This is a genomic window from Vibrio sp. QJM3NY_27, assembly GCF_057785955.1.
In genome coordinates this window covers 267,130-279,514 of record NZ_CM173512.1, presented here as the reverse complement: position 1 = coordinate 279,514, position 12,385 = coordinate 267,130, and the positions used below count along the sequence as shown (strand labels likewise).

The following is a 12,385-nucleotide window of genomic DNA, read 5'->3' as shown; positions in this document are numbered from 1 at the left end:
GTGTGTTAAGCCTTTAGTTCAGTTATCTGCTCTAGCTAAAAAGCAGAATTAGTTCATCGTTCGAGCGAAGCGTTTCAGTAGTTTGCTGCTCTCATCTTCGACCTTGTTTAGGCTGTTCTCGACACTAGATCGGCCTGCGAAGATGTTATCGAACTCACGGTGCATCACTTCACGGATCTGCGGGTAATAACCTAAGCGGTAGCCCTTAGTCCACTCGCCCGATTTCAGGCTTAGCTGCTTTACGCCCACTTCTGCGTCTGGCTGTTCTTTGTAGTAACCAGACTCTTTCGCTAGTTCATATGCAGCGGTCGTTACAGGCACATAGCCAGTGGTTTTGTGCCAGTAAACCTGAGTTTCAGGCTTAGTCAGGTAATCAAAGAACGCGGCCACACCTTTGTCTTGTTGTTGGTCATGGCCATTTAATGCAAACAGAGCGGCACCACCAATGAAGGTTAAGCCAGCATCAGGGTTAACCGAATTCCAGTATGGAAGGTAAGTTGTGCCTAGCTCGAAAGGTACGCGGTTACGTAAGCCACCGAATGAACCTGAAGAACCCATCCACATTGCTACTTCTTGACGCTCGAAAGGCGTTTGGTTTGCATCCCAGTCGCTGCCGTAATACTTGTAGTAACCTAGATCTGACCACTCTTTCATCTTGCTAACGTGCATCATCATATCTTTAGTGTTGAACATGATTTTAGTGGATAGGCCGTCGTAGCCGTTGTTCTGGTCAGAGACTGGTAGATTGTGGCGAGACTTAAAGTTCTCAAACATGATCCACGGCGTTAGAGATTGAGAAAACGCGATGTGCCCTTCTGCTTTCAACTTCTTGGCTACCACTTCTAACTCTTCATAAGTTTTAGGCGCTTTGGCCCCCACTTCTGAGAGAAGGTCTTTGTTGTAGTAAAGAACCGGTGTCGAACTGTTGAAAGGCATACCAACCATTTTGCCTTGGTTGTCGGCATAGAAGTTACGAACGCCCGCCAGGTAATCATTCGAATTAAAGTTGTAGCCCGACTCAACCAGAATATCCTGTACTGGTTTCGCCACGCCTTTCGCGTTCATGATGGTTGCAGCGCCGGCATCGAAGACTTGTAGAATATTGGGTGCTTCACCTGCTCGGTACGCTGCGATACCCGCAGTTAAGGTCTCTGTGTATGAACCTTTATAGATTGGCGTGATCTTGTAATCATCTTGTGACGCATTAAAGTCAGTCGCAATTTTGTTTACTGTTTCTCCAAGCTGGCCGCCCATTGCGTGCCACCAAGTGACTTGAGTCGTTGCGAACGCGGGCATTGCTGCTGTTGCCGAAAGAACGCCTGCCAAAATTAGCTTATTCATCTTCTTTTCCTTTTGGATGAAATCGATGTAGAGGTATTGAATTAGAGTATTAACGAGACGGTAGGGGTGTCGTTTGAAGCTATCTTGAACAGGCCATATTTCACTTACGTGGCTAAACCGTTTCAGTGATATGAAAGATTCGTTTCGATTTTATTTAAGAGAAAAGTTATTGATGGTTTTGATGTTGAACATGTTCGGTTTTTAAGACGTTTTATTGGACAACTGTTGTTCAATAAAAAAGCCTCTCGATGGAGAGGCTTAGAAGAAGGTTCGATGTGGATACAGTTTTAGTGCGCGATATCCAATTGGTTGTCTTTCACGCCGTTAATTCGGAACCAACCAGCGATACTGAATCGCTCTGTGTTGGTTGGCAGTACCTCGTGTGGGAACTGTTCAGACAAGAATACCAACAGTCGACCACCCTTTGGTGGAATGGTCGCGATGTGATTGTCTTTCAGATCGTAAACCACGAGCTCCCCTGCGTCTTCCTCAGACCATTCGTCATTCATATAGAACACGGTGGTTAGGCGGCGGTTTTCATTGCCTTTAAAGCAGTCTAAGTGCTTCTGATAAAAGTCACCTTTTTCGTATTTAGCAAAGTGCGCTTCGTACTCGAACAGACCTAAAAAGAACGCTTGGTTTGCCTCTAAACGAATTTGTTCCATTTTGTCTAGGAACAGAGATGTTGGTTCGCCCATATCACGGCGTACCCACTGAATTTTGTCACTACGAATCGTTGCTTCTCGTGCTACGTCATCATTACGGCCGATCCTAGCCTTTTTCCAGTTCTCTGGAATGCAATCCCTCAATGCCACCACTTCTTCTTGAGTTAAGAAGTCATCCCAAACGAAATAACCTTGGGTAGAAAGAGCATCGATTAATTGGTTCATGTATAGCACTCAGACAATAAAATAGAGGCGCATATATAGTCCGAATAACTCGGGCTAACAAATCACGTATTTTGTCGTCACGACTAATGTTTATAGTTTGCTGGTGAAGATAAGAGAGAGGATCAACCGAAAAGAAAAGTGAGCCAATTTAAAGGCTCACTTCTGTTGGATTATCGTCCGGTTGTTCCTTTAGCTAGTGCTTTGATTCGTACGACTTCGAATGGTCGAGTACCAGTATCTTTACCGTTGTTTAAGGCAGCCGTTCGATCAAGTTGATTGACCGTTACGTAAATATAACCGTCAGGGCCAAATGACATGCCATCAGGCCAAGTTTGGTTGTCTGATAGTGTGGCAATAATTCGGTATCCTTTTGGTGTAGATACACCAATTGCATTACTCTCTATATCAGTAATATAAACGTTCTGATCACTGTCTACCGTAATGCCATCTGAATAAGGTTTATCGGCGTATTTTTTAATATTGGTTGCGACTGTTTTACCATTATTATCAAACTCACTCGCTTTAACACGGTAAATTGTATGGCCGTTGACAGCGCCGAAGTAAACCCATTCATAAGATGGATCAATCGTGATTGGGTTTAACGCAAAACCAGTTTTACTGTCGGCCTTCATTGATGGGTGGTTTTCTGCCACTCGAACCGCTTCTCCCGTATTGAGGTCAACGGTTACAAAGGCTGGAATGGCTTCACTTTTTAGATCGTTCTGGGTCATATCAGCAATGATAACACGTTGTCTTTTTTGGTCTAAAGCAAAGTCTTGTAGGAAGCTTGTCGGTTTTAAAACTGAATCCGGTATTTCAATCGTTTTTACCAACGTTTCATTACGAGTATCCCAGCCTGTTATCGTATGAGTTGCCAGATCGAGAATCCATGCGACTCCGTTGTCGTCGGTACGAATAGCAATGACGGCTTTAAATAAAGAGTCATTACCTTGTGCATACTTCATCGTTGGGTATGGTGTCTGATTTCCTGCCACGCTTAATTCGATTACTTTGGTCGAAGGGTGGTCGAGTGGATGAACGCTCAGTAATAAACGTCCATCCGGTGTAATTGAAGGGTTTCCCGGACGTTCAGTCATGGTCGCAACAACCGTTGCTTGTTTTAGTGTTGGCATGAGTTCTGTCGCAGCTTGCGCATAAGTGGATAAAAGAGTGCTCGCAAGAATTGTGTTGATTATTGTTTTTTTCATTGTGTTCCCCTTGATAATTGACGTAAATGTTACCAATGGGTTAATAATCATCAACAGTGCTGCATTTGTTACACTTTCAAAATTATTTTGATAATAGACTTAAATTTCTTCTTTAAGATGCATAGTATTTTCAAGAGCGTTGTGAATTTAATGCTTTAAAATCAGCATTATTGCAAATGCTCCTGTCATTTAAGGTTTTTTTTATTCAAGAAGTAGGCTCGTCTTTTGTTATCTGTATCCGTAATTCTGCGTTCAAAAAATCATATTTTATTTATCTTTGCTATATTCTGGTTAGACCACTTGTTACTAGATTGTTAGTTCTATCCAGTAGGCAGGGATAAAAAATAGGAATACCGTTTGCAACTTCATACCATTAAAGGCTATATCCAAGACATGTATCTCGTAGAGTACCCAGACAAGTTGCTCTTGCTAGATGGCGCTTGTCGGGCGGATATCCCTCATCTCAGATCTTTCATTGAAGACCAGCTCAATCGCCAATTTAATGATTTACATACAGTGGTGGTCACGCACATGCACCCTGACCACGCAGGGGCAGCGCACAAGCTCAGACAATTAACTCATTGTAATTTGGTCGCAGCGAATCGAGATAGGGATTGGTATCACGGTGTTGATGGGGTATTGATGCACCTTGCGGACCTAGCGTTGGCTCGATGGATGGCAAATCGATTGGGAAAACCTAAAGCGAATCTGTGGTATTCAAGAAAGTTGAAGCCGGATTACAAGCTGTCGGATGGAGATAGCATTCCGGGGTTTGACGACTGGTTAGTTCTGGAAACGCCAGGCCATACCGACAGAGACCTTTCCGTCTATTGCCCATCGCACAGTGTCGCGTATGTGGCTGACTTGATGGTCGAGGTTAAGAAGAAACTGATTCCGCCGTTTCCTATTTTTCACCCCAACAAGTATCGAGCGTCGGTATCTCGTATCTATGACATGCAGTTTGATACCTTGCTGGTGGCGCATGGGGGACAAGTGAATTTGAGTGAGCAAGCCTTTGAACATCTGTTGATGAGTGCGCCAAGAAGGCCAGTGACACATTGGCGAGTGACTAAAATCAAACTCAAAGGATTGCTAAAATCTGTTTGGCGATTTGGGTTTAAAGATAAAAAGAATCGCCATAAATAATAAAGGCCAGTCTCAAAGACTGGCCTTTATTATTGTGTTGTTGACTCACTATTTGAGCTGTGGAGCAGTTCAATTAGTGAGAGATTAGAAACTCACCTGCTGGGTCAACAATCACTTTGTCACTCATGCCTTGACGACCAAGCAGCATCATATAAGTCATATCCTGACGGTTGCTCAGTGTGATATCGATAGGCCATTCCTGACCACCAATTTTTAGCATGGTTTCAATCACACAACGGTGTTCAACTTCGCCGTTTGACGATTTGATTCTTTTACTCGTTTTCAGTTTCGCCTTGCAGCGCACAGTTTCTTCTAGGTGGTAAACGTCAGGGTGAAGATCGAACTCAACGAAGTTTTCACCGTCTGTTTTTACACATAGTAGATTGTCTACGTGTAGAGAAGAGGTTTGAGCCCCCGTATCAACACGTGTATGTAGTCCAGTTATCCCTAACTCTGGTAAGCAAAGTGCTTCAGTATTCCCTATGATCATTTTATTGTTCATGTTATTTCCAATCATGAGTAAATGGCTGTTTAATTAGCCTTTTCCACGAGTACGGTTAGCGTTTGGTTTTGCATTTTTTTCGATACATTCGAAAATCATGTTTGCTACATCTTTGCCTGTCGCTTTCTCAATACCTTCTAAGCCAGGAGAAGAGTTCACTTCCATTACAACTGGGCCATTCTTAGATTGTAGAATATCAACGCCACATAGGTTTAAACCCATGATTTTCGCAGCATTGATTGCTGTAGCGCGCTCTTCTTTGGTTAGTTTAACCAGTTGAGCTGTGCCTCCACGGTGCAAGTTAGAGCGAAATTCACCCTCACCAGCTTGGCGTTTCATTGCGGCAATCACTTTATTGCCAACAACAAAACAGCGAATGTCGGCGCCATTTGCTTCTTCAATGAACTCTTGAACTAAGATGTTCGCTTTTAAGCCCATGAATGCTTCGATAACGCTTTCAGCTGCTTTGTTTGTTTCTGCTAGAACAACGCCGATACCTTGAGTACCTTCAAGAAGCTTGATGACCAGTGGCGCGCCACCTACGTTTTTGATCAAGTCTTGAATTTTGTCTGGGCGGCTAGCGAAACCTGTTTTTGGCAAGCCAATACCTTTACGAGACAACAACTGTAGTGAGCGCAGTTTGTCGCGAGAACGACTAATAGCTACTGACTCATTGATACAAAAAGTGCCCATCATTTCGAATTGGCGAACAACCGCAGTGCCGTAAAAGGTAATGGAAGCGCCAATACGTGGGATTACAGCATCGTATTGAGGTAGCTCTTCACCCATGTAGCGAATCTTCGGATTGTTACTCGCGATATCTATATCACAGTGCAGCGTGTCGATAACATCGACATGGTGACCACGAGCTTCACCTGCTGCTTTTAAGCGAGAAGTAGAGTATAGATTTTCGTTGCGAGAAAGAATTGCGATACGCATGGCGTTTCCTTAGTTAATACCTGATTGGTAACTGCAAATAAATGAGTTGTTAGCTGAGCTTTCAGTTTTTCTGAGGCTCTTTGCTTGCTTCGGGGCGAACCTTAAGGCTTTTCGTTTAACTAAGAAAACGAATTAAATTTGTCGAGTCGATAACGGAAATTTATCAAGTGTGTGAGCTATTGGTACAACAAGGTTGAGAGGGGATTTGAAATGGAAAAGCGAGTTGAGACCTAACTCATATTGGGGGTAGGAGCCTATTAGGTTGCACTCAACTCGCGTTAACTCGGTGCCAAAAAGTGTACTAATAACGCCAGTTACATAGCTCTATAAGTGTTCGTAGTGCTTCTCTTTCGAGCTTGCTACAGGTGCTTTTTAGCTTATTAAGATAGTATTTTCTCATGATGATTACTTCTCTTGTATTAGGCTTTGGTAGGAACTTTGAGTTCCTTGCTGACCTACTAATTATGGTTATTTAATAGGAAGTAATAAACAGATGGGTTTTTATTAAAGCGTTCCTATTTTTGTCTTTTATCGTCACTTTAAGACAAATGTGTTTTATAATTGGCTTTATGAGGAAAGGTTATTTCTAAAAGGTTCATTATTTGTCTGATCTAAACATGATGCGTTACTACACAAGGCTGGATTCGTTCGAGCCTAACATCTCACACTCGGTTACCTTGACTGAGGTTGCAGACAAGCTGTTTACTAGTTTGCGCCATGCACGAACCTTGTTAGGCAAGATGCATCAGGCTGAGTGGGTAGTGTGGGAGCCTAAAGTGGGACGGAATCAACGTTCTAACCTGACATTACGCTTTAGTAATCAAGAAATGACTCAACATGTTGCCAGTAAATTGATAGAGCAGGGCAAATACGAAAAAGCACTCTCTATTTTGGAAGATGACCGGGCTGTATTTGGCGCTCTTCTCCAAGAAACTTCCGGTGCGACGATTCGAGAAGGGTTATTGCACGTTCAATTAACTTACAAACGTAAGTTTGAGGACTTGTTCCCACATCATATTCACCGCAGTAGTGAACGGTTTCTGATCAGGCAAGTGTTCAGTTGCCTAGTCACTTGTAATGGCAAGGGGAAGTTGAAGCCTGAACTTGCACATCATTGGGAATATGATTCTGAGAAGTTGGTTTGGACTTTCTATTTGCGCCCTGGTCTCACTTTTCACGATGGTCAACCCGTCGACGCCAAACAGCTAGTATCGTTGTTTACCGCTTTACAACCGCTACCTTTCTATCAGACAGAGCTAGCTCATGTTGCTTCGGTTTACAGTGAGCAGCCGTTAAGGATCAGCTTCCAACTGACCAAGGCCGATACTGGTTTTGCTGGCTTGCTTGCTGGCGTTAAGTATTCAATTCAACCTGCTGCGCAAGTGACCCGTGAGCCATCGCCATTCAATTCGGTATCTCATGCTGTTATTGGAACAGGGCCCTTCAAAGTGGTTGAGACCAATAATGAACGTATCAAACTCGCGGCATTTGAACATTATTATGGCTGTCGTTCTTTAACGGATGAAGTCACCATTTGGCAATTTGAAGAATCAATGTCGGGCAGTGCTCGTTTTGATGACAGCCAAATGCAAGTCTCACCTTATGAAGACTCGTCTTGTTTTCATCAACTCGGAAAAAGCGATGCGGAGCTGGTGTCTGCAGATACTGATGGCCTTCGTAGTCGGGTCGAAGATGGTTGCTTGTTTATCCTGTTCAATCAGAATTCAACGGCAAACTCGTTAAGCGATGAGCAGCGTAAATACCTCTCCGGGCTCGCCAATCCGCAAGCTATTTTGTCTCAATTGGAACAAAATCAAGGGTTGTTCAGCGTGTCTTTAGCTCAGAATATATTGCCAAGCTGGCAAAAGTTGTATCGAACGCCGTCGAAAGAAGTTCAATTACCTAAAAAGATGACCATAGCCGTTTACAATTACTACGCCCTATATAGATGTGCTATCTGCGTGTCAGACATACTCAAACGATATGGTGTGGAAGTTGAGGTGAATACGTATAGCTTTCGAGAACTGGCTCAGCTATCTCAGAGTGGTGACCTTAAAGAAGACTTGGTGTTGTGTAACCTCAATCTCGATGACAATGCACCTTCTTCACTGTTCTCGTGGTTGATGAATGATCCTGTTTTGCACTCTGCACTAGGAGAGATGAACAGCGATTGGCTGAAGCAGCGCTTAGATCATCATAAGGCAGCGGTTGAACTGCCGAATTACTTGGCAGAGTTGGAGCCCGTTGCATCGACGCTGATCTCGGACTATTGGTTAGTGCCTATGTTCCATCACCTACAAACCGTGCGTTTCCAAGGTATTCTGAAGAATGTAGCCATCACGAACTGGGGTTGGCCAGATTTCAAGAATGTATGGTCTGCTGATTAACCTTACCTACCAGATAGGGTAACTCCTTTTCAAAGTCGGTTTTTCCAAAATCGATTTTGGCACGATCACGTTTAGATAAATTAAAACTTACACTCATTGGTTTACTTTTTTATTTTGGTATGTAAACTAATCAGTGTAGTTTTTGCGTTGGGATAGACCCAATGATTAAAGAGATACCAATGAAAAAATATCTATTACCGATTTTAGGAGTACTTGCCGTGGTCGCTATCGTAAGCACAGGTTCACAATCAAACGACAATCTAGATAAGTTTCCGAAGAAGTTTGTTAACAGTGAGTTGGAATACAAATCGGGTATGTCTGATATTTTTTCAATCTTGAAAGCTTACGTGACTGTGGAAAGGAATGAGCCGGTGCCACGAGCTGAATTGCCTCTGAAACCGATGACAGCCGAGCAACTGATCGAAGAACAAGACGATGTCGCTTACCGCTTGGGTCACTCTAGCGTGATGATGAAGCTGGATGGCAAGCTAGTGATGACTGATCCTGTGTTCAGTGATCGCGCATCGCCAGTGCAATGGATGGGGCCAAAGCGCTTCCATCCAACACCAATCTCATTACAAGAACTGCCTGATATTGATGTGGTAGTGATCAGCCACGATCATTACGACCATTTAGACAAAGGTGCCGTAAAGGTATTAGCAGACAAAGTAGGGACATTTTTGGTGCCACTCAGAGTCGGTGCTCTACTAGAAAAGTGGGGCGTGGATAAAGCAAAGATCATTGAGTTGAACTGGTGGGAGTCAGCAACCGTTGCTGATATCGAGTTCACTTTGACGCCGACACAACATTTTTCTGGGCGTGGCTTACTTGATCGTGACCAAACATTGTGGGGGAGTTGGGTCATTAACGCTTCAGATAAGAAAGTCTTCTTTAGCGGTGACTCTGGTTACTTCAACGGCTTTAAAGAGATTGGTGAGCGTTTCGGACCGTTTGATTTAACCATGGTTGAAACGGGCGCGTATAATTCACTCTGGGCGGATATTCATATGTTCCCAGAGCAAAGCGTTCAAGCGCACATTGACCTTAAAGGTAAGGTGATGATGCCAATCCACAACAGCACGTTTGACCTTTCTATGCACGATTGGCAAGACCCAATGGAGCAAGCACTGACGATAAGCAAAGAGCGAGACGTGCAAATGGTGAGCCCTGTGATGGGTGAACGCCTAGTGATCGCAGAGCCAGTCCCCGTTCAAGCGTGGTGGAAACTAGCATCGAATTAGAGCTGTTACCTAATTAGAACTGGCATCTAATTAAAACGGTCATCTAAGTTAGAAGTAGCCATACCGCTAATCTATATCAAATCAGCTCATACAAAAAACGCCACCAATCGTACGATTCGGTGGCGTTTTTTTCATCTTTCTAAAGATCGGCTTTGTTTCAAAGAGCCGATCTATTTCCAATCACTCATTCTCTAGATCAGTTTTCTAGATTGTGAGCCATCTTGCTCGCGATTTTTCGAAACTGTTCTAACTCATCGTCGGCCATGCCTTTGGTCATTCTCTTCAGCATTTCACGATCAATATTCGCGACCTTATTCATGATCTCTTGACCCTTATCGGTCAGAACCAATAACTGGCTGCGCTTGTCTTCGGGATTAGGCGATTTCTTCACAAGTTCCTGACTGATCAACGCGTTAACGAGCCTAGTGACTTGCGCCTTATCGCGGTTTAGGAAGTGTGCAATATCAATAGAAGTACATGGAGACTTCTTGGTAATGATCTTCATTACACGAATATTCATTGGCGCGATGTCAGAGTCCAAACTCTCAATCTGTTCACTCATTTGACGTTTCAAAGAGTGTACCAAACGAAAGATGGATTCTAGCGATGTGTTATCAGACATAAACGATCCTTAGAAATCTAGTTGACTATATCAACCACTTTATTTATAGTTGACATTATCAACTTAATTGTTCGTAAATTCAAGACAGGAATATAGATATGACGATTCAAGCAACATTAACGCCAACTCTTCCTGAGCAAAAAGCCACGCCTGTATTGCACAAAGCTTTGGTCATGATGAGTTTAATGCTGACGATTGGCGGCAGTTTAACAGCGGTTATGACTTACATGAATGTCGGGTTTGGTGAGGAATTCATCAGCAATTGGCTATCATCGTTAGCGCTTGCTGTCGTGATTATGATGCCAATCGGCATGGTGATGATGACTTTGGTGACTAAAGTCACTGCTAAGGCGTTGCCCAATTACGGCGAGAAAGCTCGCAACCTAATCGTGGGATTGATTATGGCTTTTATCATGGAGTCCATCATGGCATTTGTAACAGCGGCAAATAATATTGGATTTTCGGATACATCGGCGTTTACCAGTGGATGGTTTAATGGATTTATTGCTGCGCTTCCTATTGGCCTTACGATCATGGTCGTGATGTCGATGACGGTTAAACCTAAGCTCGAACGATTCATGAAGAGCTAGCCAAAACACTTTTTAAGCATTGTAGGAGATCCACATGACAGCATTCACAGGCAAACATAACAACTACCGTATCACTATCGAAGAAGTGAACATCAAAGAAGATCGTGAACTGCAAACCATGCAGTTTGAAATTGAAGACAGAGAAAACATGTTCGCGATTGTTGAGAAGATCAAACAAGACAGCGGCTTAGACGAGCAATCAGCAGCGCGACTCGGGGTGAGCATTCGCCTACTCGGCCCAATGATGATGCAAGATAGAAAGCATCCTCTGTTTGTTGATTTCATGCCTCACTTTAGAAACTTCATGCAGAATCTGAAGAAGACGTTAAAAGGGCAGTAAAGCCTAATCATCAGTAATACATCTAAAAGCCAGTAACCAACTTACTGGCTTTTCTTATATCTAATACCAATCGTAGTCAATAACTGGTCAGCCTAGCTGGTTAAAACGTTCGATAACTGCGTTATAATTTTTGATTGTAGAATAACTACTTATCAAAAAATGATGCCTTGTTCTCAAACCTTTTTCCGGCGCTATTTCTGAACACTTACTTACTGTGATTGGTATAAATCAAAATAGTTTCAGTTGTTTACGTTTAGAATATGCGAAAATTGATGGCTGAATTTTCGGTGTTGGTTCGTTGTTGAATTGTCTATTCAAGCTTCAAGAAATCCGATATTATACGGGTCATAAAACTAAAGGTGGTATTATATGACAAATGTATTTGACAAATGTATTTGAGCAAGCAGCTGAAGAACTGCTGAGTCGCCGCGTCGCGGGAACTAAAGCACCAAGATTGGACGAACAGTATCGTCCGAATAACTTGGAAGATGCGCTAAAGATCCAATCCTCAATGATCGATCTCAAGAGCGACAAGGTCGGTGGTTGGAAGTGTTTGCTTCCTTTGGCTGAAGACAAGTTTATTGTTGCGCCTATCTTTTCGGGCAGTATTCAACAAGGTGAGGTTTGTGAACTGTTTGCAGACAACAACGTTGTTCGTGTAGAACCTGAAATTGCTTTTACGCTTGTAAAGAGCCTGCCTGCAAACCCAGAAGGTTACAGTGAAGAGCAAATCAATGAAGCGATTGGTTCTTGCCATATGGCTCTTGAGTTAATGCAATCTCGCTTTGCTGATGACAGCGGTGCCGAGTTCTATGAAAGACTTGCTGACGGCCTAGTAAACCAAGGCTTGTTCATCGGCCCTGAGATTGATCGCGAAAAAGCGTTCACTTCTGCTGAGATCAGTATTGAAGTAACTCAAGGCGAGCAAGTTCAAGCATTTGACGGTAAGCACCCGAATACACTGCCACCAAGCCCAATCTACTGGCTGATTAACTACATGACGCGTCGTGGTGTTGATTTCCAAGCGGGTGAAGCAATCATCACGGGTTCTTACTGCGGTATCGTAGAAATGGAATTCGATAAGCTAACGACATTCCATTACCAAGATATTGGCGAATACCAAGTAACGTTTAAGCAGAAACGCTAACTTCTATTGGCGCACTATCTGTTATCGAAAGG

12 protein-coding genes are annotated in these 12,385 nt (G+C 43.2%); 6 read left to right on the top strand and 6 right to left on the bottom strand.

Going from position 1 to position 12,385, the window contains the following annotated elements; genetic code table 11:
- Window positions 1-48: 48 nt before the first annotated feature.
- The 3 genes from AC3CIA_RS17135 to AC3CIA_RS17125 form a co-directional block, all read right to left on the bottom strand.
- Window positions 49-1,341, bottom strand: a complete 1,293-nt coding sequence (locus tag AC3CIA_RS17135; protein WP_488519337.1) for an extracellular solute-binding protein — start codon at window positions 1,339-1,341, stop codon at window positions 49-51.
- 287 nt (window positions 1,342-1,628) lie between these two features.
- A complete protein-coding gene (locus AC3CIA_RS17130; RefSeq protein WP_488519336.1) occupies window positions 1,629-2,231 on the bottom strand; it encodes a 2OG-Fe(II) oxygenase in 603 nt (200 codons plus the stop codon).
- 170 nt (window positions 2,232-2,401) lie between these two features.
- Window positions 2,402-3,439, bottom strand: a complete 1,038-nt coding sequence (locus AC3CIA_RS17125; protein WP_488519335.1) for an L-dopachrome tautomerase-related protein — start codon at window positions 3,437-3,439, stop codon at window positions 2,402-2,404.
- A 357-nt stretch (window positions 3,440-3,796) separates the two neighbouring features.
- Here AC3CIA_RS17125 and AC3CIA_RS17120 point away from each other — a divergent pair, with 357 nt between their 5' ends.
- On the top strand, window positions 3,797-4,585 hold the full coding sequence (locus tag AC3CIA_RS17120; RefSeq protein ID WP_488519334.1) for an MBL fold metallo-hydrolase: 789 nt from the start codon (window positions 3,797-3,799) through the stop codon (window positions 4,583-4,585).
- A 73-nt stretch (window positions 4,586-4,658) separates the two neighbouring features.
- On the opposite strand, the gene AC3CIA_RS17115 is transcribed toward AC3CIA_RS17120, so the two are convergent.
- Together AC3CIA_RS17115 and rimK are read right to left on the bottom strand one after the other, a co-directional pair.
- Window positions 4,659-5,087 (bottom strand): ATP-dependent zinc protease family protein, encoded by a 429-nt coding sequence (locus AC3CIA_RS17115; RefSeq protein ID WP_004733090.1) that lies wholly within the window; start codon window positions 5,085-5,087, stop codon window positions 4,659-4,661.
- Window positions 5,088-5,120: 33 nt separating this feature from the next.
- A complete protein-coding gene (gene rimK / locus AC3CIA_RS17110; RefSeq protein ID WP_017076564.1) occupies window positions 5,121-6,026 on the bottom strand; it encodes a 30S ribosomal protein S6--L-glutamate ligase in 906 nt (301 codons plus the stop codon).
- Between the two features lie 602 nt (window positions 6,027-6,628).
- Here rimK and AC3CIA_RS17105 point away from each other — a divergent pair.
- Together AC3CIA_RS17105 and AC3CIA_RS17100 are read left to right on the top strand one after the other, a co-directional pair.
- Complete coding sequence (locus AC3CIA_RS17105) at window positions 6,629-8,413, top strand: SgrR family transcriptional regulator (protein WP_488519333.1); 1,785 nt, start codon at window positions 6,629-6,631, stop codon at window positions 8,411-8,413.
- A 179-nt stretch (window positions 8,414-8,592) separates the two neighbouring features.
- Complete coding sequence (locus AC3CIA_RS17100) at window positions 8,593-9,654, top strand: MBL fold metallo-hydrolase (RefSeq protein WP_488519332.1); 1,062 nt, start codon at window positions 8,593-8,595, stop codon at window positions 9,652-9,654.
- 196 nt (window positions 9,655-9,850) lie between these two features.
- On the opposite strand, the gene AC3CIA_RS17095 is transcribed toward AC3CIA_RS17100, so the two are convergent.
- Window positions 9,851-10,276 carry a MarR family winged helix-turn-helix transcriptional regulator gene (locus AC3CIA_RS17095; protein ID WP_016769096.1) on the bottom strand — a complete coding sequence of 142 codons (426 nt, stop codon included), beginning with the start codon at window positions 10,274-10,276 and terminating at the stop codon, window positions 9,851-9,853.
- A gap of 98 nt (window positions 10,277-10,374) precedes the next feature.
- Here AC3CIA_RS17095 and AC3CIA_RS17090 point away from each other — a divergent pair, with 98 nt between their 5' ends.
- The 3 genes from AC3CIA_RS17090 to AC3CIA_RS17080 all read left to right on the top strand — a co-directional run bounded on the left by AC3CIA_RS17090 (window position 10,375) and on the right by AC3CIA_RS17080 (window position 12,353).
- Window positions 10,375-10,866, top strand: coding sequence for a DUF2798 domain-containing protein (locus tag AC3CIA_RS17090; RefSeq protein ID WP_054547167.1), 492 nt, complete (start codon window positions 10,375-10,377; stop codon window positions 10,864-10,866).
- A gap of 34 nt (window positions 10,867-10,900) precedes the next feature.
- Window positions 10,901-11,206, top strand: a complete 306-nt coding sequence (locus tag AC3CIA_RS17085) for a DUF3861 domain-containing protein (RefSeq protein ID WP_017088697.1) — start codon at window positions 10,901-10,903, stop codon at window positions 11,204-11,206.
- Window positions 11,207-11,588: 382 nt separating this feature from the next.
- A complete protein-coding gene (locus AC3CIA_RS17080) occupies window positions 11,589-12,353 on the top strand; it encodes a hydratase (protein WP_488519664.1) in 765 nt (254 codons plus the stop codon).
- Window positions 12,354-12,385: the final 32 nt, after the last annotated feature.